Genomic DNA, 24,060 nt, shown 5'->3' with positions numbered 1-24,060 from the left:
TTCCCTGTTGGAAAGATTCAAGATTAATAAATTTTATCGATCATATCCGTTCTGGAAAGATTAGATTTGTATTCTCTCTCCCTTAGAAATTGCTCTTTTAAACCGGGATCTTTAATAAATAGTTCTCCGGATTTTAAAATTAATCGATTATATAAAATATCCATATCAAAATTTTGCGGCTTTAAATTCAAACCCAATAAACAGGAAAGATCAATGTGGACAAAATTTTTTCCGAAATATATAGCAGGCTTCATTAGTAAAAAAAAACTGATTATCATCATATGAAAAATCAACCGTTAAATCAGCCGTAATTGAATGATAGCCTGTTTTAAATAAAAAATTGGCTATACTTTCCAAAGTAATTTTGGTACCCCCTCTGTTCTCAAATAGTTAATATAAATTTGATACCCTGACTTTTCCGAAACTCTGGTCTTGTAAAAATAATCTATCCCGCTTAGCTGATGGGAAAAAGAATTTTCATGGTTGGATAAAATTTTAATCTGCCAATTTTCAATATTTATTCTGCCAATATCAAAGTTCACATGAATCTTGTTTAAAACGACTTTTTATATTGATGTTTCCCAGAAAGCGTTATTTGAATCCCTATTTTCTTAACATTTAAATGACTACACCATCTTCAAGCGTCACATTTATATTCTCAAAAATGACCATTTGGAAAACTTTAAGGACAAACGCCCTAGAATATGAATAATGCCCTTTTTTCCTGCAATCCGTATCAGGGCATTATGCGTGTATTCTAATATGAACTGGACCTCCCCATAACGTACTATTATATAAATTCATTCCTATAATAAATAAAAAAGCAAAACAAATAGAGAAAAAAATACTTTTTTTTCAATTTATTCATTTTGCACATCTTGAAAATGTAATTTATGTAAGTTTATTCAATCCAGCCGAATAAATTCATGAATTTATTTTATGAAATCCATTATTAATGCTTAGAATCACTGTGAACCTTAATATTCAAATGATCAATTATCTGACTGGCATTATATGAAGTTAGATCTAAAAATGAATAAGGTTTATCCGGATTAACCTCAATTGTAAGCTCATGATCCGGATGATGAATAACATCAATGACAGCATTTCCAGCTTGTTTAGACAATTCCGGAAAATCTCTATCAGGTTTCTGTAAATCCTCAATCCATTCTTGCTTAATCTGATCAACGGATTCATTCTTTTCACGGCTTTTAAGATCAGCCAAATGTTGTATTAATCCATCATCACGAAAATGCATTGTAAAGGATACAATTTTATAATCATTTATCATTGCCATTTCATTATTTGCTGATGGTTTTTCCGGACCTTTTACACGAGCATTAATTTTTACATTCCCAATATTTTTTGCACCAATCTGGAACGGTTCAAGATTCCATTCTTGCAGATCATAATGATACTGCGCGGACAAATTCCCGAACATATTTAGTTGATCATAACCATATTGCTTTAAAGCGTACAGTCTTGGATCACTATCGGTTTGTAATTGTAAGTTATCGAATTTATTACCTCTAAACAAACGGTTTTTTCCATCTTTTTCTGTCGAAATTTGCATGTCACCAAGCTGGTATCGTGCAGCATCAATTTTTAATTCGACATTTTTAATATGAAAAAGTTTAGGTTCGTCACTTGCAAATTCAAACGTTTTTCCATTTTCAATATTTTGGAAAAATTTAGCAAAACTCAAATCCTTAATCTGAAGTGATTGAATATTGAAATAATTGTCCCGATTATTAATTTTATCATAATAACGGAAATCATTCAAAGTTTGGTCGGATTTTCGATCTAATCCATAATTTTTAATTTGATATTGAGCTATTGCTATCTTTTCCGATCCAGAAGATAATTTCATTGTAATATTCTTCAGATTTAATAAATCAAATTTTGCCTTTGAAAAATAAACACTCTTGATTTTTCCAGATGCATCGATGTCAAGCAAATCCTTTCTGGGAACAAAATTGTTAAAATCAATATGATCAACGTGAATCTGCCCGTTATTCATCATCAAGTCACTATCAATTTTTGTTTCAAAATTATCAATTGTAGCGCTCATCAATCCATTACGTGAACCAGATTTGATATTCAATTTATCCATTGTATATAATTGCCCAGACTGGCCTTTGATCTTCACTTTTTCCAAAATGGCACTACGTGTCAATACATTGGTTACACTGCGATCATAAACAATAGAAGAACCCGGAAAGGATTGCTCCAACATTTTAATTCCCGCATCAAGACGATTATGTAGCTGATGCTGAAGATAGATATATCCACCTCCAAGACTTGAACCTAGTACAAGAATGGCTGCGGTTGTTCCAAAGATTACTGATTTTTTCATCGCTTATTTCCTGTTAAGATTATTACGGAAAATTATAAAGAAATAATAAGTAAAAACAATTGGAAATTAATTACGGTTACCCAGAAATTTAATTTGGATCAAAAAAAATTAATTTCCCCTTTTTTTATTAGTGAAATATTATTATATTAAAATTGTTGGTTTACCCAACTATGGCAATAAACGGTATATGAAATAGGCGTAGTGGACCCGGGGGCGGTACCCGGCGTCTCCACCATAAAGCTTATGGGGACGAAACAGGATCGACACGCGTAGTAAAGATATATTTTTTGCTCGGTATTGTACCACCGTTATCGGACTGTTTTTTACAAATGCCAACGATAATTTCGAGGCACACGCTATCGCGGCCTAATAAGCCAATGTGACAAGCGCGGCTTGAAGGGTGCCGGGCAACAGAAACCCTTCACTTTAGATTATTGATTTTATAGTTAAAGTTTAGACAATGACCAATTCAGATAATTCAGGTTCTAACGAAAACCCTCCTTCCCTTTTACCATATAATGAATGGATTGAAGCTGCCTATCGTGAGGTCATGTTAAAAGCTCTGGAATCAGTTGCAAAAAATGGACTACCTGGGAGTCATAATTTCTATATCCAGTTTAAAACCGACTATCCTAATGTGATTATTCCACCCCAACTTAAAGAAAAATATCCAGAAGAAATGACGATTGTTTTACAACATCAATTTTGGGATCTGAAAATCAACAGAATTAAACAGCAAATGTCTGTTGGTCTTTCATTTGGCGGAGTTGGGAGTATATTGGTTATTCCATTCGGATCTATTATTGGGTTTGCAGATCCGTTTGTTAATCTAGCATTTAATTTTCAGCCTATTCCTTCTAGTCTAACCGTGATTCAATCTGAAGAAAAGACACCTGTTCAAACACTCCGTAAAGTTACAAATAATATGGAAGAATTAAAAGATGCTAAACCTTCTAAGGAAAGTAACGCATTGAAAGAGAAATCACAGGTTATAAGTTTAGATGCTTTTAGAAAAAAAACCGATTAAATTTTATAATATAATATCAAATGATAAATAGTTTAACAAAACCAAAAGTTTAATTGGCAATAAACCGTATTGTGCCATAAAAAAATATTAATCATTTTTTTAATAGTTAAAATATAACTTTTGTTAAAGATAGATTAATTACAACATAAAGCGATTTATGAGACTAATAGATTATCCAGATTATAAAAAATATCATAGTTGATTAGACTATTAATCCTACTATCATGCTTCGTAGTTTCTAATATAATTTAAATATTTAAACTATATTCCTTCACAATAACAAATAAACTGCAAGTCTTTATATTCATTATAAATTTATTATTATATAAAATTTTATTGTATAATATTCATTGACTCCCAATCATTTTAATATAAAAAAATTATTTTTAATTTATAAATATTTTAAACATGTTAATAATCATAAAGAATTTTTGGAATATTTTATTAATAGCCTTAATGGGTTTATTTATTTTTATTCTATTCTTTCATATCAACCAAATCCCTTTTGCCAGTTCTGATGAGAGCCGACACGGCGTCAGTGCTTTGGAAATGATCTACAATCATAATTATATTATAAACAGTTGGGCTGGCCAACCCGACATGTGGAATTTAAAACCTATTTTAAGTTTTCTGCCAACTTGTCTAATGATTTTACTTTTTGGCAAATCAATTCTAACAATCCGTCTTTTTTCTCTTTTATGTGCAATATTTTTATGTAATCTTGTCTGTTATTATACAATTAAAAAATATAATATTTACACAGCCATTCTTTTTATTTCACTTCTATTTACAACCTCACTTTTAATTCGTAACCATGCTTTTAGAAGCGGCGACATTGATTCATTTTTTATCCTTTGTCAAATTACTGCAACATTATCATTAGCAACAAAGTATGATCATTTTCATATTACTCTGGCCGCTTTTTTTTCATCGTTAGCTTTTCTAGCAAAAAGTTGGCATGCTCTTTTCCTGGGCTTACCCTTTTTAATTTCCTATGGTTATCTAATTAAAAGCCATCGGTTCAATATAAAAGCTATTTTATATCCTGTCATTTGTTTTAGTTTGCCCATATTAATATGGCTTGGCATACGTTATCAATATGATGGTTTTGCTTTTATCAAAGAAATGGTGCGTTATGATTTAATAAAACGCTCCTCCCATATGATTGAAAATCATATTCATGGCTGGAATTATTTTATAAAAATTTTATTCAATAATTTTGGCCTCATTTTTTTAACATTTATATTTTCCATATTTTATAGTTACAAATATAGGAAAAAACATTTTTTAACTTATGATATCATCATTTATTTATCAGCCATTTTAAGTAGTCTGCTGATTTACAGTATGGCTAAAACAAAACTTTACCATTATGGCTATACGCATATTATATTAATCTGTCTGGTCACAAGTATTTTGATTGGTCGAGACATTAATAAATATACCCGATATTTTATTATTATTCTAAGTTTTATAGCATTTATTTTCGCATTTACCAATCTACATAAAATCTCTTCAATACATTTGCCAGACTATTATTATCAACTACAAAAAAATGCCTATCCAAAATATAATACCTTATATGTACCACAACATATAGAACAGAATGAACGTTTAGCCATCATGGTATTTGGCAATTTCAATTATGATAAAATCAAATATGGAAAACCCATATCAAAAGCACTGGTTTTTTATCGTGATCAAGGCAATGACAATTCCGATATCAATCGATGTCATCCCGTAACTGAAAAAGTAACGGAATTAAAAAATAAACATGATCAGAACGAAATATCTTTATTTTCTTGTAAAAATTTATAAATTAACATTTTAACACTTATTCAAACCCTATATTTTCTAACGAAATAATTGATTATGAATAAAACCCCGCTTTTTATAATGATGACTGAATAATTATGTTTTTATTAACAAGAAAAAATTTTTTTATTATTCTATTGTTTATACTTCTTGCAGTTTTCTATTGCACCCTTTTCTATCACATAAATCTTACACATTTCGATAGCTGGGACGAAAGCCGTCATGCAGTCAGTTCAATTGAAATGAATATCAATAAAAACTGGATTATCAACACATGGATGAATAAAACTGATATGTGGAATTTAAAGCCCATACTCAGCTTTTTACCAACTTGTATTATCATTTCTTTATTTGGAAAATCCATTTTAACGGTACGATTATTTTCAATAGTCTCAACAATACTGCTTTGCAGTATTGTCTGTTATTACACATATAAAAAATATAATATAATCAGCTCCATTCTTTTTTTATCCCTATTATTTACCGCATCCCTGATAATCAAAACCCACGGTTTCCGTTCTGGAGACGCGGATGCTTTTTATATATTTTGCCAAGTTATGGTTGTAATCGCCCTAGCAAGTAAAAATGATACCCGACATATTGCACTTGCGGCTTTTTTTTCTGCCTTGGCTTTTTTAACAAAAAGCTGGCATGCTCTTTTTATGGCTATTCCCTATTTTATTGCTTACGGTTATTTATTCAAAAACAAACAGCTTACAATAAAATCATTTACCTTTCCCATAATCATTTTTTTTTCACCTATTTTAATCTGGCTAGCATTACGTTACCCCTATGACAAGTTCGATTTTATCAAAGAAATGTACCGCTATGACCTCATAGCCAGAGCCTCTGACCGTATTACAGGTCATTACCATTCCATCTGGTATTTTTTTAATCAGCTTGTGGATCATTTTAGTCTGATCACCATAATTTTCATTTTCGCCTTGATTTATTCTTTTTCATTTAGAAAATGGAAAATGTTTTCATATGATATTTTAATTATTCTTTCTGCAATCCTGTCAAGTTTTCTGATCTTCAGTCTCGCCAAAACAAGACTGGCCCATTACAGTTATACCCATATAATTTTGATCTGTATCATCAGCGCCATTTTAATTGGGCGTGATGTTAATTATTATACAAAATTACTAACCTTATTATTAGCAATCATTGCATTAATCTATAATATGAGTACCTTGCATCAATTTTCGAAAAATAAGTTACCTGCCTATTATGGCAAATTACAAAAAAACGCCTTCCCTCTAACCAGCGCCATTTTCACGCCACATGAGATAACACAGGCGGAAAGATTATCCTTTATGGTTATGGGTAATTTTAATAATGATACGATTAAACAAGGGAAACCAGTAAAGAATTCATTGGCTTATTATCGCGTTGGAGCAAAAGATAATCCCGATGTGACAGGATGCCGTATTTTAACTGAAGAAAAAACATTAAATGATATACGTTATGAAGACGATACAGTTCGTTTATACACTTGCCAAGAGAACCAATAGTTCTTATCTCTTGATCTTTCTAACTGATATATACATTTAATAAATGTATATTCTCAACATTTTTTAATGGCCCAACCATAATAATCCATGACTGATCTTACTGCAGATTTTGATTTCAAGCTTCCTGAACATTGCATTGCCCAGCATCCGGCCCGTCCCAGAGAGGCTGCCAAACTTCTTTACATTCCATCAAAATCGGGAAAATTTCAGGATAAAACAATACGGGATTTACCCTGTTATTTTCAAAAAGGTGATATCTTGATTGCCAATGATACAAAGGTCATTCCCGCCAAATTATTCGCACAAAGGGGTATGGCTCACATTGGCATTACACTTGATCGACCGATGGGAGATGGTACTTGGCATGTATTGATCAAAAACAGTAAACGTTTAAAGGAACAAGACCGCCTTGATTTTCCAGATAAAAAATGTTTTGCCACAGTAGTAAAACTTGAAACAGGTGGTGGTGCGTTTATCCGTTTTAATCTTGAGGGTAATGAATTTGATAAATGGCTTAATACATCTGGTCAATTGGCGCTACCTCCCTATATTCGTCGTCCCTATGGACCAACTGAAAGGGATGAGCTGGATTATTACACAATATTTTCACAAAATCCTGGTGCAGTTGCCGCTCCTACAGCCGGATTGCATTTTACAGAAGAATTATTAACCCAGCTTGATCATAAAGGTGTTGAACGGCTGGCCCTTACTCTACATGTGGGTGCTGGAACATTTTTACCAGTGCGAAGTGAAAACATCAATGATCACCATATGCATGCAGAATATGGCGTGCTCAGTCCAGAAAACGCTGAACGATTGAATCAAGCTAAAGTTGAAAAAAGACGTATTATCGCGGTGGGAACAACAACCTTGCGATTATTGGAAAGTGCAATTGATCGACAAGGAATATTTCACCCTTTTCAACAGGAAACATCCATTTTTATACGTCCAGGTCATCAATTCAGATCCATCGATATCTTGATGACTAATTTTCATTTACCCAGATCCACATTATTTATGCTGGTTTGCGCTTTTGGTGGAACAGAAAAAATGCGTCAAGCCTATGAACATGCTATTCGAAACAATTATCGTTTTTATTCTTACGGGGATGCATGTATTATTGAAAAAGAATTTTTATAATAAACAAAGTATTTTAATTTCTTGAGTTATAAAAACCCTGTCATTTTAAATAAATGAAACATTTTCAGGTTCATGCAAGATAAATTATCATAGGGATTTTCTGGGAGAAATTAAGAAACTGATTCTGTTTTTTCTGAATAGAACCAACAACAGCCATATCTTCTGCAATACTTTGATTTATTACTGAATGAATATTAACTATATTAAATACCTATCTCTAAATATAATATTTATCAATTATAATGTTAAAATATATTCAGGTTTTTAAAAACTTGTAAGAATTTCAAAGAATATAATCATTTTATTAATGATCACTATCCCCCAGATTATGATAAATTTTCAATATCCATGATAATTAGATAATTTTTTAATCTTCCTTTTCATAGAATAAATTTATATAACATCAATAAATTGACCTTTTTTAATTTGACACACCAATCATGACATCGTTAAAATTCCATTGGACACAACAAGCTCAAGATCATAAAGCCCGTGCGGGAATATTACATACCGCTCATGGCGACGTAATCACACCAACCTTCATGCCTGTAGGAACAGTGGGAACAGTCAAAGCCATGACCATGGATGCTGTCCGTTCAACCGGAGCGGGAATAGTATTGGGAAACACCTATCATCTGATGCTTCGTCCAGGGGCGGAACTGATTCATGAACTGGGTGGATTACACAAATTTATGGATTGGTCTGGACCTATTTTAACAGATTCTGGCGGGTTTCAGGTGATGTCTCTGGGGGCCTTACGTAAACTGAACGAGGAAGGTGTTACCTTTCGTTCTCATATTGACGGATCCACATATAAATTGACACCAGAATCCTCGACGGATATTCAATATCTGCTTGATGCCACCATAACCATGTGTTTTGATGAATGTCCTGCACTTCCAGCCAGTCATGATACCATTGCCAGCTCAATGCGTATGTCGATGCGTTGGGCGGAACGGTCAAGAAAACGCTTCAAGACAAGACCTGGTTATGCTCAATTCGGCATTGTTCAGGGAGGTATTGAACCCGATTTAAGGATTGAAAGCGCGGAGGCATTAAACAAAATAGGATTTGAAGGTTATGCAATTGGCGGACTTGCTGTTGGTGAACCCCAAGAACAAATGTTTGAAACCCTTGATGTGACTGTTCCCTATCTTCCATCAGACAAACCTCGTTATCTAATGGGTGTGGGAACGCCACAGGATATGTTGGGATCAGTTATGCGGGGGATTGACATGTTCGATTGTGTCATGCCAACAAGAGCGGGAAGAACCGGTCGTGCCTATACAAGCCGTGGAACACTTAATATGAAAAACGCCTGTCACATTCATGATCGGCGACCTATTGATCCAGAATGTGATTGCCTCGCCTGTTCAAAACACAGTCGTGCCTATATCCATCATCTTTTCCGCAGCAAGGAAATCCTTGGAGCAATGTTGCTAACCTGGCATAATCTTGCCTATTACCAAAGACTAATGCGAACTATACATCAGGCTATCTTGGATCAAAATTTAGAAGAAAAAGCGACAGAATTGCATAATGACTGGAATAAAGGCGATTGGAAACTGGATGAATGGAATTGATTATAACTTCAATAATATAAACTAAAAATATTGCTTAAAGCTTTGTCTTGATACCCCTTGAAGACAAAATTATTGTTTAGATGAAGCACATTCCAAAATAGGTTCAATAATATCCCGCTTCATTTCTTTATAAAGTTTAGTATCAGGAGTAATAAGGGGACACATCGTATCTCTCATAAAGGTAATGTGATCATTTCCACATCTGCTCAAATTTAATAATTTCTTCAACCCGATATAAATTAGACCCGAAGCACTTTTTAAATCATCCTCTGCATGTTTACGTGATACACTGCTTTCTATGGCTGTTTTTTTGATGGCAATAGCATCAGACAATAATTCAATTTTATCATGATGCTTAACCAATTTTTCAATCAATTCATCATCCCAGAGATAATTTTCAATAGCACGACGACCAATTATGAAAATTTCTTCTTTCTGAAATTCTTTAACTTCTTCATCACTGTAATCATCACGGTCAATTAAACGTAGCACTTTACTTTGTTGCTCCAAAACCGAAGAAAACATTCTAAATTCCCGGCTCTTTTTTTTCAGATCATTGCATGACCCTCCCGAGATAAAAGTTATATGAGGATACTGGTTTTGGAAAATCCTAGTATAAATTTCCGCATCAAAATTAAAACGTTTTTTACCCTCTAAACTCTCTTCACACATGACAATAATTTCGGGAGCCAATTTTGTTTCCAAACCATCCAAAGCAACCGACATGAATTTCTGCCATACCACCCGATCAATCGGCGAAGGCCTTAACGTAACCGCTTGATCAAAGTCATGCTGGTCAAAATCAAGAAAAGCGACACTGCCTGGATCTTTAAGGGAAAGTTCTTTAGCCTTCATCATGACACCAAGTGAATGTGTCGTAATCCATAATTGCCCTTCACCTTTAATAAGATTATACATCTCTTCAATCACTTTACCCTGTAAATTGGTATGAATATGCACTTCAGGCTCGTCAATAAGAAATAAAGCACCTTGATATTCATCAAGATTAATAATTAGGTCTAATAATAAATCAAAGGCGGCTTTTTCCCCACTGGACAGGTTTTTATAATTATAATGATCTACAATTCCTTTTTTGAAGTAAAAGGTACCCTCTTCTAATGGTGATTTAATGTTGTTTAATATCAAATCACTAAATACATTTTGCACTGATTGTTGAAGTTTACCAATTAGTTCTTCTCTTAATTTTTTGATTGTTTTACTGTCATTGTCTTCTTCATATAACCTATCAATTGTTCTTTTTATGATTTTTTGGTAATTCAACTTAACACGTTGGTCATTTTCAATAAATGCCAAAGTATTATTGCCACCACTAGCTTCAAGAGTATTAACGGAAAAACCAGGGTCGTTACGGTATGCTGTCCTAAAATAAAATTTCGATTTATTACCATTTTAGTGTAAATATATTTCAATTTTACATATATCAAGATAATATTCAGAATGATTATCTATCTGTTCTATCATTGCCCTCTGTTTAAGAAAATACTCTTTTTGAGCTGAACTATTCATTTGATGAATTTTTTATGAAAAATTCGATGACTGCCAATAATTAAATGCCTCAAACACTGATGATTTTCCACAACCATTCGGCCCTACCAAAACAACCATTTTAGCAGTTTCTGGAATCCCCTCAATTTTCAAGTCAGTAAAACGCTTGAAATTCCTGATTTGAACGTTTTTAATTTTCATTATCAAATACCTTAATATAAATATTTCAAATAAATAAACTATTTTATTAAAATTTAAAATGATAAATAAGTGAAACGTTTTATTTAAAAATTATCTTTTTGCAAATAAAAAAACCAGCAATCACTACATCATGCTGGCTTTTTTGTTCATTGGAAAGAAAACAAAGGAACGGTTAGCTTATAAATTTCATCAACTGTCAATCTTGGATATAAAATAATCCATAACCTGATTGTTTTCTGTCAATTCGGGATGAAAAGAACAAACTAGAATATTGCACTGTTCCGCCATAACGATTTTTTTATCATATACCGCCAGGACATTTACATTTTCACCAACTGAAGCAATATAGGGGGCGCGAATAAAAACGGAAGGAATATTTTTTCCTATATTCCCTATATCTAAATCAACTTCAAAACTGTCAATCTGACGACCGAAACCATTACGTGTTACGGCAATGTCGATCAAATTTAAAGGTTTTAATTTCTCTCCACCATCTGTAATAGAGGAACCACACAAAATTAAGCCTGCACAAGTACCAAAAACCGGATTTTTTCTTGCAAAATCACGTATTGGTTCATAAAGTCCAACTTCTTGTATCAAACGGCTGATTGCTGTTGATTCACCACCAGGTATAATCAATCCCTTCACCCGCTTAAGATCTTCTGCTGTTTTAATCTCAATTCCCAAAGCACCCAATCCCTGCAACTGGGCAATATGCTCACTCACTGCTCCTTGTAACGCAAGAACCCCAATTTTTTTATGCATAATGGTTCATATATACCTTTTTGATCAACATTATAAAAATTCCATAAAGGGGAAATTTAAATTTCCCCCTTCCCAAAATCTAGTGGGACCGTTCTTGCATTCGTTCATCCATTGATAATTTACTCATTTCAATACCCTTCATTGGCACACCCAACCCCTTGGATAATTCGGCGATCAATCTGTAATCTTCATAATGAGTTGTTGCCTGAACAATTGCACGGGCAAATTTTTCGGGATTTTCTGATTTGAAGATACCGGATCCAACAAAAACGCCATCAGCACCCAATGACATCATCAAGGCCGCATCCGCAGGTGTTGCCACACCGCCCGCAGCAAAATTTACAACAGGTAATTTGCCAAGCTGTTTAACCTGTTTAACCAATTCATAAGGTGCACCAAGATCACGTGCATATACCATCAATTCATCGTCTTTCAATCCCATTACATGATGAATTTGTGACTGAACCTTGCGCATATGACGTACAGCTTCAACAATATTACCTGTGCCCGGTTCCCCCTTGGTTCTTAACATAGAGGCACCTTCACCGATACGGCGCAACGCTTCACCTAAATCACGGCATCCACAAACAAAAGGCACTGTATATTCACTTTTCAGCAAATGATATTCATCATCTGCAGGTGTAAGAACCTCGCTTTCATCAATATAATCAACACCCATCGCTTCAAGTACGCGAGCTTCGGCAATGTGACCAATCCGGGCTTTTGCCATTACAGGAATAGTCACCGCTTTCATAACAGCCTCAACAATAGTTGGATCAGCCATACGAGCCACCCCTCCAGCAGCACGGATATCAGAAGGAACCCGTTCCAGAGCCATCACGGCAACTGCACCCGCTGCTTCTGCTACCTTTGCCTGTTCTGCATTCACAACATCCATAATGACCCCACCCTTTTGCATTTGGGCCATACCACGTTTTACTCTTTCAGATCCTACTTTTTTATTCATTAATATATTCTCCGGTTTAAATTAAGATTATCATACATAAACATTCAGGGAATTAAAACATCCAATTGGTATGATTCAAACCCATCCAATTTATATGTAATCTTTAAATTTATAAACTCACTTGAGAAGTACATGACTAATAAGCAATGCCGGATCAACTGGAATTATAAATTTGACAAAAAGTTTCCCGTTTGTAGAAGGGATAATAGAAAGATCGTTCGATGCCTTTACAATAAATACAATCGGCAATTTTGAAAGGGATATGCTTTATAACCAAAAACCTAGCTTGATAATATCCAGCAATGGAAATAATTCCACATTTCTTATAAAAAAATAATATAGTAAAAAAAATATTAATATTATATCATGACTCTGTATTCAGGGTTTGATCATCATGTGGACTTTGTCTTCCTCTTCCAATAAACCGTTATATCAACAACTTACTCATCTTATTCAGCAAGCCATTATCAATGGTACCCTAGGTCCTGGTGAACGATTGCCTTCTGAAAGGCAGTTGAGCCATCTCCTGAACATCAATCGTTCAACTGTTATCCGTGCATTGAACGAATTGACAGATCGAAAATTATTAATTCGAAAAATAGGCAGTGGATCATATGTAAATCCGCTCAAACATGAAATAAATCTTTATCCATCAATGAATTGGTATCCTGTCAAATCGGTATATACCCAATATCAGCGAGATCCCTATCAGATTCATATACAAGAATTACGTAAAAAGGCTCAGGAAAAGCATATCAACCTTATTGATATGGCAACTGGTGATCTTGCACCTTCCCTTTTACCAAAAATTGATCCTACCGATTTACCCTGGCAACATGTTCTATCGTTAGAACAAGATGATGAAACTACTCTTCTAGGTCTTTATTCCTTTCGCCAGGCCGTTCAATATCATATGAAAAAACGTATAGGTATATCAGTTGACCTATCCGAAATTCTAATCACAACTGGAACTCAGCAAGCCCTTTTTTTATTGACTCAAACCTTGTTAGGACCAGGCGATCATATTGCGGTAGAAACCCCTTCCTCTTTTTTCCGACTTCCCATTTTTCAAGCTTCCGGTTTACGTGTTCATCCTGCTGCACTGGATCAAAATGGGGTGAACCCAGAAATACTCCAGAAATTGATTCGTAAACATCCCGTAAAAATGATTTTTTTAAATCCAGTTTTTCAAAATCCAACCGGTTCAATCCTTTCATCTTTTCGTAAAAAAGAAATCCTACGGCTTTGTCATGATAATCAAATTCCTCTTATTGAAGATGATGCATATAGCCTGCTTTCGTTTGATGAGAATACTGATTGTAGATCTATCAAAATGTATGACAAATACAAACAGGTTATATATCTTGGTTCTTTATCTAAATATATTGGTAAGGCAATCCGTGTTGGTTGGATTATAGCCCCTCGTCCCATTATCCATCAGCTTGCCAATGTTAGACGTCAAATCGAGGGTGGAATAAGTGTTTTACCACAATTACTTGCCCAATATTATTTAACCCATCAAATGGATAATCATTTCAATTTTTTACAGAAAAAACTTTCGAAAAAAGCAAAGAATCTATGTCATTGGTTGGATCAAAATTACCAATCTCTGTTCCAATTTCAACCTCCAAAAGGTGGACTTTATCTCTATTCAAAATGTCCTCCAGACAAAAACAAGGAATTGTCCACCCTTTTACAGGAATGGTTAAAACAAAAAATAATTATTGCAAAGGGTGAAGAATTTGGAGGGTCTCAAGAAGAGATACGATTTAATTTCTCTCATTTTTCTTCAAAAACAATCAAAAGATTAAAAAATTCATTGTGAAAAGGCAATATCAATTCTAACCTATTTATACAAATCAAGTAATTTTATAAGGAAATAAACATGTTATTCAGTCATATCTGCGTCGGCACCAACAATATAGAAAAAGCAAAGAAATTCTATGATGCTATTTTCAAGGTTATGAATCTTTCCGATTCAGGATTTGATAAAAAGGGGCGCCCTTTTTATGCGAAGGATGGTCAAAAACTGATTATTTGCAAGCCAATCAACGGACAGGCTGCAACTTATTCCAATGGTGGAACTATCGGATTTCAAATGAACTCTCCCGAACAGGTCAATCAATTCCATGCCGCAGGAATAGCCAATGGTGGTGTGTCAATTGAGGACCCTCCAGGTTTACGCAAAGGAACAAATAAATATCTGGCTTATCTTCGTGATCCTGATGGAAACAAACTTTGCGCTTTTTATGAAGAATAGAATAGTTTCTTGAATGATTCAAAGTTTGTTACATATTATTTACAATCAATGTTCAATAATAATGAACATTGATCAAACATAAATCAATAATTTATTAATATTTTTTAACAAACAGTTAATATTACATTCCCATATCCCAATACATTTAAAATCAAAATATTTAAACTATATAATACATTGATCATTAATTTTTAATGGAAGCTAATCATCAATGTTCAATAACAATTTAACTTTAAAGGAATGTAAAAGATTAATAAGTCTGGTAACCAATTTAAATGTTAGAAACCGATCATTTGTAATCGCTATGATCCTTTGGTTTTTTTTGGGTTTCTTCGGGGTGCATCGTATCTATATCAACAAATTTTTTACCGGTATCCTGATGGCTTTCCTTATGGTTTTAGGATTAGTTACAAAAATATTCCTGATAGGTTATGTTTTTTGCGGAATTGTCTGGCTGTGGTGGATATATGATTTATTTATGCTCTTAATACAAACAAGCAAACCCAAAACCTTTTATCGAGCCTAACTATATTGACAGCTTTCTGAATTTATCTGCCAAAATTGCGCTGATTGCACGTCTCAAACCCAATATTCTGATTTGATGTGAGCGATACAAATATAAATGTGCAATTTTTGCAACCCACCCTCTTATTGCAATATGATGACCAAAAACACCAAAAGATTGATAACGTCCAACGCTGACAAGTGAACCATAATCTTTATAATCAAAAGGGTTGACCGAAGCAGGATCTTGAATCAGTTTAAAAAAATTACGACTTAAATAGTAGGCCTGTTGCGTAGCCACCTGTGAGGTTGGTGGTAAAGAGTTATCTTGAACAGAAGAGCAATCTCCCATTGCAAATACATAGGGAAACCCAATGACTTGTAATCGTGGGGTCACAACAATCTGGGATCGTTTGGAATATTCGACACCATCAATTTCCTGCAATAAATTATCACCTTTTATTCCGGTTGTCCAAGCAACCTGATCTGCAGGAATTACAGCACCATTTTCAAGATATACGTGATCCTTGGTTACTTCCTTTACGCGCGCTGATAACAAAGTATTTATGCCAATTTTATTCATGGTCACTTTGACAGCATTACCAATTTCTTTCTCAAAAGTGGGTAAGATCTGATCCCCCGATTGCACAACTGTCAAATGCAAATAATCGGTAAAATCATACCCAACATACTGTGAAGACTGTTTAAGCTGATAGATAATTTCACCGCTTAACTCAACTCCAGTCGCTCCGGCCCCAACAATGACAACATGATGCTTTTCCTTCAAAATTGCAGCTTGTATTATAAAATTCCTTAAATCATTGTAAAAATCAAGGGCATGATCCAGATCATCAATTGGATAGGCATATTCTTTTACACCTTTAGTGTTAAAATCATTGGTTTTACTGCCCATCGAAATAACCAAGTAATCAAATTCAATATTCCGTTCCGGAAGTATTTCTTTATTGGTTTTGTCATATAATGCGTCTAAAGTGATTTTTCTCTGTTTCAAGTCAATTTTTGAAACATTTCCCGGATTAAAGATATAACCATCACGTTTGGCCTGTGTAAGAAAGTTAATCCCCTGTTCATTGGGTTTCGCACTTCCTGCAGCAAATGTATGCAGCATCGGTTTCCAAATATGATATTCGCTTTTATCAATTAACATTAATTCATATTGTTCAGATTTCAATAAAGAGGATAATCGGGTCACGAATTCCATTCCTGAAATTCCACCTCCTAATACAACAATACGTTTTTTCTGCATTTTTACTTACCCCTTTACGTGATCTTAATTGAATACTTATAAAGTTTGTGATTTAAAAAAAACCGTACAATTGTTTAATTGATAAACTGAATTTTTATTTGAATTATTACTTTTCTTAAAACAACAACTTATTATTTGTTCTTTAATTATGACGTTACAATTTTTAAATAATTAGGTCAATTGCAAATAAAACTATAATCATGACCTATTTCTATATTTATTTACGTGACAATAAAAATCATGTCTCTGGATAATTTTCATTTTAAGAATGTTTTTTACACTTAAAGAAAACTTGTTTGAATATACAAACCTATTCTATAAAATAGATAATCTGAATTACAATTGATGTAGTTATATATTCATATCTTCATGCTACCTAAAAATTTTTCCAAACTTATTCAAAAAAAAGCGATTGAATTGGGATTTGATCAATGTGGCATTTGTGAAGCATCTCTTCCACCAGAAAAAGCGGCTTTGCTTAAGGAGTTTGTTTCTCTCAAACGACATGGAACCATGCAGTGGTTGGAAGATCGTCTATATTATCGTTCCAGTCCCCACCATTTATGGCCAGAAGTGAAAACGGCAATTGTCTTGGGAGTAAATTATGGTCCCCGGGAAAATCCCCTGGAAAATCTTAAACATCCTGAATATGCAAATATATCTGTTTACGCCCGTAATCGGGACTATCATGATATAATCAAGGGATGGCTGAAACATTTAGCCCAATTTATATTAAAAGAGACAAAATATTATTCAAATAATGAACAGGTTAAGGTTTTTGTCGATACGGCACCCATCATGGAAAAACCTCTCGCGCAAAAGGCAGGTTTAGGTTGGCAGGGAAAACATACAAATCTGGTTTCCCGTCAATTTGGCAGTTGGCTTTTTTTAAGTGAGATATTGACCACCCTTCATATTCCCCCTCTACCTGCAAGCAAATCACATTGTGGTTCCTGTAAAAAATGCTTGGTTTCCTGTCCAACTCAAGCTTTTCCCGAGCCTTTTAAACTGGATGCAAAACGCTGTATTTCGTATCTCACTATAGAATATGCCGGCAGTATCCCCATCGAATTTCGTAAGGCAATGCATAATCGAATTTACGGTTGTGATGATTGTCTGGCTGTTTGTCCATGGAATAGTTTCGCCAGTCAAAGTCGTCACATCAAGTTACAGGCTCGAACCGAACTTGTTTCACCCCCACTTGCAAAATTTCTTCAATTCAATGAGGAAGATTTCAGAAGTTTTTTCACTGGATCTCCTGTAAAGCGTATTGGTCATTTACGATTTATCAGGAATATCCTGATTGCAGCAGGTAATTCAAATATAGAAAATCTTTTACCACTAATAATAAATTGGAAAAATCATGATAATGCTATTATTAAGGAAACAGCCCAATGGGCATTTGATCAATTTATGATATCCGTATAATTGCAAGCCAATTAAAAATCATGTCACGACATTATTTAAAAAAACGCAGTTTTCAAATTTCTGGCCATCGCACAAGCATCGCTCTGGAACAAGACTTTTGGAATATTTTAGATCAAATGGCGGTATCAAAAAATCTTACCCTGCTTCATTTGATTACTGAAATTGATGCAAAACGGTGTGCAAATCATCCGCTATCCTCTATGCTAAGATTAACAGCGTTACATTATATATTAAAAAATATATAATTATTTGATTTTTCCAACTTTTTTCAATAAAAATCATTGACTGTAATTAAATAAATAAATTATCCCTCATATTACAGATAATATATGCCACGAAAACTTTTAAAATAAATTTGCCTTTTAACAAAAGAATAATAGAATGAAGCGAGTTTAATTCTATTATATTAATTCAATGCCTGTTTTTGGAAAAATTTTTGGAACAATCGCCGGCTTCGCAACAAGTGGTCCTCTTGGAGCATTACTAGGTGCTGCCATTGGTCATGCTGCGGATAAAAACAAGCTGTTGAATCCACCTTTGGGAGGATGGGTTGAACAATGGAAACATAAGATCTCTCCCGATCTTGTGGGTGCCAGCACCTATATTGCTGTGCAAATGGCCTCAAATGCCGGTAAAAAAGAGCAAGTTATGGCATTATGTCTCATCATTTTATCTGCCAAGCTTGCCAAATGTGATGGTCCGGTCAACCGAAGTGAGGTTGATTATTTTAAACATCATCTTCATATTCCACCACAGCAAGAAAAGCAAATAGGTATGCTTTTTGATCGGGCCCGTTCAAGAGTTGATGATTATCCAAAATTTGCAAAAATTCTTAAACACAATTTTCAAGAGGAAAAAGGCAAACTTGAAAATGTTTTTATCCTTCTATATATGCTGGCCCGTTCTGATTTAAAAAAATCGAAACCTCTTCATCCGCTTGAAGAAAAATATTTGCGACATATCCAGCATATATTCGGTCTCTCAGAACGAGTATGGGATTATGCAGCCCAAGGAGGCAGTCCCCGTTCTGTTTCTGACGAACCTGATGCATACGTAATACTTGGGGTTGATCCTAAAACGGATACCGAAACTATCCGCAACCGTTGGCGTGAACTTGTTCGCATCTATCATCCTGACCTTATTGCAGCAAAAGGGGGAAATCCACAGGAAATTGAAAAGGCAAACCAAAAAATCGTAAAAATTAATGCTGCATGGGATTATATTAAACATAATCGTGGAATTTAATTTCAACAATTTTCTATATAATCTTTTGGATCAGATTTTTAATTTTGAGACATGAGCATAACATAAAAGATCTTTCGTTATTTGTTGTTTTATTACCACAATCAGATCTTTCATGTCTCAATTTTAATTAATACAAATTCTTTTTTCTGTTGTTTAATGATGAATCTGCTATGTTCTGAATTGTTATTGCCTAAATTGTTATGATTATTTATTTAATTCATTTAAATTGTATGATCAAAATTTAAAATTGTTATAACGAATTAAAAGTTAACAAAGGTTGCCATGAATTTCACCCTATTTTCTTTCTTTAATTTTCCAAAATCATCCGAACTGAAAAAAAAGAATTTTTTATTACCTTGCTTAACTTTTCTGGGCTGTCTTGGCATTTTTCTGAATGGATGCAGTAATCCGCCACCAAAAGATCCTGAAGCCTTGGCTGAATATAAACATAATAATGACAAATATGAGCCAACCAATCGTAAAATGTACAATTTTACAATGAAAATGGATAAATATACGCTGAAACCTGTAGCCAAAGCGTATGTATGGGCGGTGCCAAAAGTGATCCGGAAATCACTCAGCAATATGATACGCACCATGGATGAACCCGTTGTCTTTTTCTCAGATGTCGGGGCAGGTAAATCAAGACGCGCTGGAGATGCTTTTGCCCGTTGGTGTATAAACATGGTGGCCGGAATTGGAGGATTAATAGATGTAGCCGAAATGGCTGGATATAAACATCATGACACCACCCCCGGTATGACTCTGGCCAGTTGGGGCGTAAAATCAGGTCCCTATCTATTCGTTCCCTTCATGGGACCAACCTCTCTACGTGAAGGTGGGGGATCCATCATTGCGGTTGGTCTGTCACCATGGAATTATGTCCCCAGAGGATATGGCTTGATAACTTTTAACTGGGCATATAATATTTTAGGTGTAATAAGTTCGAGGGCTGATTATCTTGATGCAATGAATCAATTGCAACAGGATTCTTTGGATCCTTACGCAACCATCCGAAGTGCCTATCAACAACAGCAAGATGCTGAAATCAAAGCACTTATCGAGGATCATAGAGCAACTGTCCCTGCATGGTATGTTAAATAATTTAGGAGCTATATTTTGAAAATTCATCCCTGTAAAATCTTTTTTCCTGCACTTGCGATTAGCGGTATTCTCCTTGCCGGGAACGTTGTTTCAAAACAAGCGATTTTCCCTCTTATAACCCAAGTTCATGCTTCAGAAGCCACCTATTCCGACAATCAGTTGAAAGAGTGGCTGCGATCCACCGGGAATGAAATGGTTGCCATTGTAAATGCAGATTATTCGAAGACTGAACAAAAAGAAAAATTTCTGCCTATTTTGAATAAATATGTTGATGTCGATGGTATCGCGAAATTCTGTCTGGGGCGTTTTTGGAGGGTCGCCACTTCAGACCAGCAACAAGAATATACCCAGCTTTTTCATCAGGTACTCGTTAATTCAATTACCAATCGGCTTGGAGAATATAAAGGGGTTTCATTTACCATTGGCGAAATTACGTCAACAGAGGGAAACAAAAAATCCATTCAGACTACCTTGAAACGTCCAAAACAGCCAGATGTCGTCATTCAGTGGATTATTGAAATTAAAAATGGCTCCCCAATGGTTGTTGATATTATTGGTGAAAATGCGTCACTTGCCGTAACTCAAAGAGGAGATTACACATCTTTTATTGCACGTCATCAAAATGATGTATCCGCTTTGATTGCAGCCTTAAAACGCCAACTTCAAAATCATTCCTAAATTAAATTGACCATCATAAAATATTTTATGATGGCATAATAATTATCCTGCCAGTAATCATGACTAAAGAGCGTTTTTCAGATCATTTTATAAATGAACTTGAACAACTGTTCACTTGGCGAAGGGATGTCAGGCATTTTAAACCAGATCCTATACCTGACGAAATAATGGATCAATTATTGTCTTTTGCATGTAAGGCACCTTCTGTTGGATTGAGTGAACCCTGGTACTTTATCAAAATTAACAGGCCCGAATTGCGACAGAAAATCCATAATGTTTTTAAAAAAAATAATTTACAGGCAAGCCGTGATTACAGTTCCGATAAACAAAAGCTTTACAATTCTCTAAAACTATCCGGAATGGATGACGCTCCACATCATATTGCTGTTTTTTCCGAACGCAATCCCGATCAGGGCAAAGGCCTAGGGCGCAAGACAATGCCGCAAACCACCGCTTACTCAACTGTTATGGCCATATATAGCTTCTGGTTAGCTGCCAGAGCCTATGGTATAGGCGTTGGATGGGTTTCCATCATAACACCAAAGGATATACATCAGATTCTTGAAATACCGGAAACCCTTGAATTTATCGCTTACCTCTGTGTTGGATATCCACAAACGATCCGGGATAAACCAGAGCTTGAAGAAAAAGGTTGGGAAAAGCGTAATTCGCAAAAAAATAAATGGATTATCAAATAGCAATTCAAGATTAAGAATTTCGTGGCATTTTTTACGGTTTAATTAAAAAAAACCTTTTTAACAGACACTTTTTATGCTTTGCTATAATTCATGAGTTCTTGTTAAATAAATATTGCCTTTCTATATTTACCTTAAAAAAGAAACCATCTTGATATAAAATATAACCCTAAATAACAAGGGAATTAAGTTTATGAGTCATTCTTCAAATGAAGCGTCAACCATAACAACTCAAGACAATAAATTTACCAATTACCCTATTGCCTTAAGTGTTATTTCAATCGTGTTTTTCATGTGGGGTTTCTTAACCTGTCTAAACAACATTTTAATTCCACATCTCAAAACCGTCTTTAACCTTAATTACACACAAGCGATGCTGGTGCAATTCACGTTTTTTGGAGCATATTTTTTAATGTCTGTTCCAGGAGGCAAAATTGTATCTAGGCTTGGCTATAAAAAAGGAATCATTACCGGATTGATTATTGCCGCCATTGGAACATTTTTATTCTGGCCGGCAGCAACAATTGCGAATTACTACTTTTTCCTTCTTGCCCTATTTATTTTGGCAACCGGCATTACCATCCTGCAAGTTTCAGCCAATCCTTATGTCACACTTTTAGGGCCACAAAAAACAAGTTCTAGCCGCCTTAACATGGCCCAGGCCTTGAATGCCCTTGGGACGACTGTTGCTCCTTATCTTGGCAGTATTCTAATCTTAACCGGTGCCGCTTATACAATACCCAACAGGATTGCATCCGATCCACAAACCATCCAGTTAATTTCAACTCTTGAAAATAATCCAACAAATGATATAGAGGCAATTTTTGCAAAGGCCTCCAATGAAAATGTTGCTTATGCTTTGAAAAACATACCTCCTTATGTATACGAAAAGCTTCCGGATTCCCTAATCCAACAAGAATTACAAAAATTTTCACCCGAATTAATTGGAACAACACTAAACAATATACCAACTGAAAAAAAATTAAGCTTATTAAGTCATTTCACCGCTGAACAAATTGATCAAATTCCAACCGGGTCTTTGGTTGAAGCTCTTGAAAGCTTTTCAACCCTTAAATTGCAACCAATTGATCAGGAAAATCTCACACAGCTCAAACAACATATTTCTGATTCAACCAATACTAAAATTGAACAGTATCGTAAAGAACAAGCTAAATCTGTTCAAACTCCTTATGCAGTGCTTGGAATTATCCTTGTTTTACTGGCTGGCTTTGTAGCAATCTTTAAATTACCTACCAACAAAGACGACAATCAAAACCAACAGAAACAAAACTATAAACTTTCTGACGTGTTCAAACATCCTCATGCAGTTTTGGGCGCTATAGGAATCTTCTGTTATGTTGGTGCCGAAGTCGCATTGGGCAGTTTTATGATAAATTATCTGACCCTGCCAGAAATAGGCAGAATGTCTGAACAGCAAGCTGCACAATATGTTACTTTATTCTGGGGAGGCACCATGGTTGGCAGGATTGTTGGATCAGCCGTGATGGTCAAAAGTTCGCCAAGTAAAATGCTAAGTTGGTGTGCAATTATCAATCTCTGTCTTTTATTGACAACCATGTTTAGCACAGGGTACGTTGCGGTTTATTCCATCGTGGCAATTGGGTTGTTCAACTCTATAATGTTCCCAACCATATTCTCACTTGGTATTGCAGAAATGGGCCCTCTAACAGAACAGGCATCGAGTTTGTTAGTTATGGCTATTGTTGGTGGTGCAGTCGTACCGTTCATTCAGGGAATGCTAAGCGATTCCATTGGAATTCAGCATGCTTTCTTTCTAACCCTGATTTGTTACGCATTTATTCTATATTACGGTGCCAAAGGCTCCAAACCAAAAAAGGTAACAGCATAATTTATTCATAAGTATAATTCTTTAAAAAATCTGGAATCTGGAATACGGGTGTGCCTTTAACTGAGAAAATAATTTTTTTTGTCCGTATTCTGGATTTTTCATGTCTGCATAAAAATTACAATATACATTATATCT

21 protein-coding genes and 1 other RNA gene are annotated in these 24,060 nt (G+C 34.7%); 16 read left to right on the top strand and 6 right to left on the bottom strand.

What is annotated here, in order from left to right:
- Positions 1–952 precede the first annotated feature (952 nt).
- A complete protein-coding gene (locus tag D9V35_RS02840; RefSeq protein ID WP_122123290.1) occupies positions 953–2,356 on the bottom strand; it encodes a hypothetical protein in 1,404 nt (467 codons plus the stop codon).
- Between the two features lie 115 nt (positions 2,357–2,471).
- Here D9V35_RS02840 and ssrA point away from each other — a divergent pair.
- From ssrA to tgt, 6 genes are all read left to right on the top strand, one after another.
- Positions 2,472–2,782, top strand: a transfer-messenger RNA (tmRNA) gene (ssrA, locus tag D9V35_RS02835).
- Positions 2,783–2,816: 34 nt separating this feature from the next.
- On the top strand, positions 2,817–3,383 hold the full coding sequence (locus tag D9V35_RS02830; protein WP_122123289.1) for an SspB family protein: 567 nt from the start codon (positions 2,817–2,819) through the stop codon (positions 3,381–3,383).
- A gap of 600 nt (positions 3,384–3,983) precedes the next feature.
- Positions 3,984–5,201: an ArnT family glycosyltransferase gene (locus D9V35_RS02825; protein WP_205910320.1), complete on the top strand. Its 1,218-nt coding sequence runs from the start codon at positions 3,984–3,986 to the stop codon at positions 5,199–5,201.
- Positions 5,202–5,296: 95 nt separating this feature from the next.
- Positions 5,297–6,712, top strand: a complete 1,416-nt coding sequence (locus tag D9V35_RS02820; protein ID WP_122123287.1) for an ArnT family glycosyltransferase — start codon at positions 5,297–5,299, stop codon at positions 6,710–6,712.
- 87 nt (positions 6,713–6,799) lie between these two features.
- Positions 6,800–7,852, top strand: coding sequence for a tRNA preQ1(34) S-adenosylmethionine ribosyltransferase-isomerase QueA (queA, locus tag D9V35_RS02815; RefSeq protein ID WP_122123286.1), 1,053 nt, complete (start codon positions 6,800–6,802; stop codon positions 7,850–7,852).
- Between the two features lie 440 nt (positions 7,853–8,292).
- Positions 8,293–9,435: a tRNA guanosine(34) transglycosylase Tgt gene (gene tgt / locus D9V35_RS02810; RefSeq protein ID WP_110438705.1), complete on the top strand. Its 1,143-nt coding sequence runs from the start codon at positions 8,293–8,295 to the stop codon at positions 9,433–9,435.
- Positions 9,436–9,504: 69 nt separating this feature from the next.
- Here tgt and D9V35_RS02805 read toward each other — a convergent pair whose 3' ends face one another.
- The 4 genes from D9V35_RS02805 to pdxS form a co-directional block, all read right to left on the bottom strand.
- Positions 9,505–10,749, bottom strand: coding sequence for an AAA family ATPase (locus tag D9V35_RS02805; protein ID WP_122123285.1), 1,245 nt, complete (start codon positions 10,747–10,749; stop codon positions 9,505–9,507).
- Positions 10,750–10,974: 225 nt separating this feature from the next.
- Positions 10,975–11,142, bottom strand: coding sequence for an AAA family ATPase (locus tag D9V35_RS02800; RefSeq protein ID WP_122123284.1), 168 nt, complete (start codon positions 11,140–11,142; stop codon positions 10,975–10,977).
- A 189-nt stretch (positions 11,143–11,331) separates the two neighbouring features.
- Entirely contained in the window at positions 11,332–11,907 is a 576-nt protein-coding gene (gene pdxT, locus D9V35_RS02795; protein WP_122123283.1) for a pyridoxal 5'-phosphate synthase glutaminase subunit PdxT, read from the bottom strand.
- A gap of 79 nt (positions 11,908–11,986) precedes the next feature.
- The gene (gene pdxS / locus D9V35_RS02790; protein ID WP_122123282.1) at positions 11,987–12,874 is read right to left on the bottom strand and encodes a pyridoxal 5'-phosphate synthase lyase subunit PdxS; all 888 of its coding nucleotides are present in this window, start codon (positions 12,872–12,874) and stop codon (positions 11,987–11,989) included.
- Between the two features lie 394 nt (positions 12,875–13,268).
- On the opposite strand from pdxS, the gene D9V35_RS02785 reads away from it, so the two are divergent.
- From D9V35_RS02785 to D9V35_RS09540, 3 genes are all read left to right on the top strand, one after another.
- Positions 13,269–14,699: an aminotransferase-like domain-containing protein gene (locus tag D9V35_RS02785; protein WP_122123281.1), complete on the top strand. Its 1,431-nt coding sequence runs from the start codon at positions 13,269–13,271 to the stop codon at positions 14,697–14,699.
- Positions 14,700–14,759: 60 nt separating this feature from the next.
- Positions 14,760–15,134, top strand: a complete 375-nt coding sequence (locus D9V35_RS02780) for a VOC family protein (RefSeq protein WP_122123280.1) — start codon at positions 14,760–14,762, stop codon at positions 15,132–15,134.
- A 211-nt stretch (positions 15,135–15,345) separates the two neighbouring features.
- Positions 15,346–15,660 carry an NINE protein gene (locus D9V35_RS09540; protein ID WP_122123279.1) on the top strand — a complete coding sequence of 105 codons (315 nt, stop codon included), beginning with the start codon at positions 15,346–15,348 and terminating at the stop codon, positions 15,658–15,660.
- Here D9V35_RS09540 and D9V35_RS02770 read toward each other — a convergent pair whose 3' ends face one another.
- Complete coding sequence (locus D9V35_RS02770) at positions 15,661–16,905, bottom strand: NAD(P)/FAD-dependent oxidoreductase (RefSeq protein ID WP_122123278.1); 1,245 nt, start codon at positions 16,903–16,905, stop codon at positions 15,661–15,663.
- 369 nt (positions 16,906–17,274) lie between these two features.
- Between D9V35_RS02770 and queG the strand changes: the two genes are divergently transcribed.
- The 7 genes from queG to D9V35_RS02735 all read left to right on the top strand — a co-directional run bounded on the left by queG (position 17,275) and on the right by D9V35_RS02735 (position 23,925).
- The gene (gene queG / locus D9V35_RS02765) at positions 17,275–18,333 is read left to right on the top strand and encodes a tRNA epoxyqueuosine(34) reductase QueG (protein WP_122123277.1); all 1,059 of its coding nucleotides are present in this window, start codon (positions 17,275–17,277) and stop codon (positions 18,331–18,333) included.
- A gap of 20 nt (positions 18,334–18,353) precedes the next feature.
- Positions 18,354–18,578 (top strand): ribbon-helix-helix domain-containing protein, encoded by a 225-nt coding sequence (locus D9V35_RS02760; protein WP_122123276.1) that lies wholly within the window; start codon positions 18,354–18,356, stop codon positions 18,576–18,578.
- 169 nt (positions 18,579–18,747) lie between these two features.
- A complete protein-coding gene (locus D9V35_RS02755; RefSeq protein ID WP_122123275.1) occupies positions 18,748–19,578 on the top strand; it encodes a TerB family tellurite resistance protein in 831 nt (276 codons plus the stop codon).
- Positions 19,579–19,860: 282 nt separating this feature from the next.
- Positions 19,861–20,682 carry an MlaA family lipoprotein gene (locus tag D9V35_RS02750; protein ID WP_122123274.1) on the top strand — a complete coding sequence of 274 codons (822 nt, stop codon included), beginning with the start codon at positions 19,861–19,863 and terminating at the stop codon, positions 20,680–20,682.
- A 15-nt stretch (positions 20,683–20,697) separates the two neighbouring features.
- Positions 20,698–21,360 carry an MlaC/ttg2D family ABC transporter substrate-binding protein gene (locus D9V35_RS02745; protein ID WP_110438693.1) on the top strand — a complete coding sequence of 221 codons (663 nt, stop codon included), beginning with the start codon at positions 20,698–20,700 and terminating at the stop codon, positions 21,358–21,360.
- 59 nt (positions 21,361–21,419) lie between these two features.
- Entirely contained in the window at positions 21,420–22,058 is a 639-nt protein-coding gene (bluB, locus tag D9V35_RS02740; protein ID WP_110438692.1) for a 5,6-dimethylbenzimidazole synthase, read from the top strand.
- Positions 22,059–22,248: 190 nt separating this feature from the next.
- Complete coding sequence (locus tag D9V35_RS02735; RefSeq protein ID WP_122123273.1) at positions 22,249–23,925, top strand: sugar MFS transporter; 1,677 nt, start codon at positions 22,249–22,251, stop codon at positions 23,923–23,925.
- Positions 23,926–24,060 lie beyond the last annotated feature (135 nt).

The organism is Commensalibacter melissae (assembly GCF_003691365.1).
Taxonomy (GTDB): domain Bacteria; phylum Pseudomonadota; class Alphaproteobacteria; order Acetobacterales; family Acetobacteraceae; genus Commensalibacter; species Commensalibacter melissae.
This window is presented reverse-complemented; position numbering and strand designations above follow the sequence as displayed.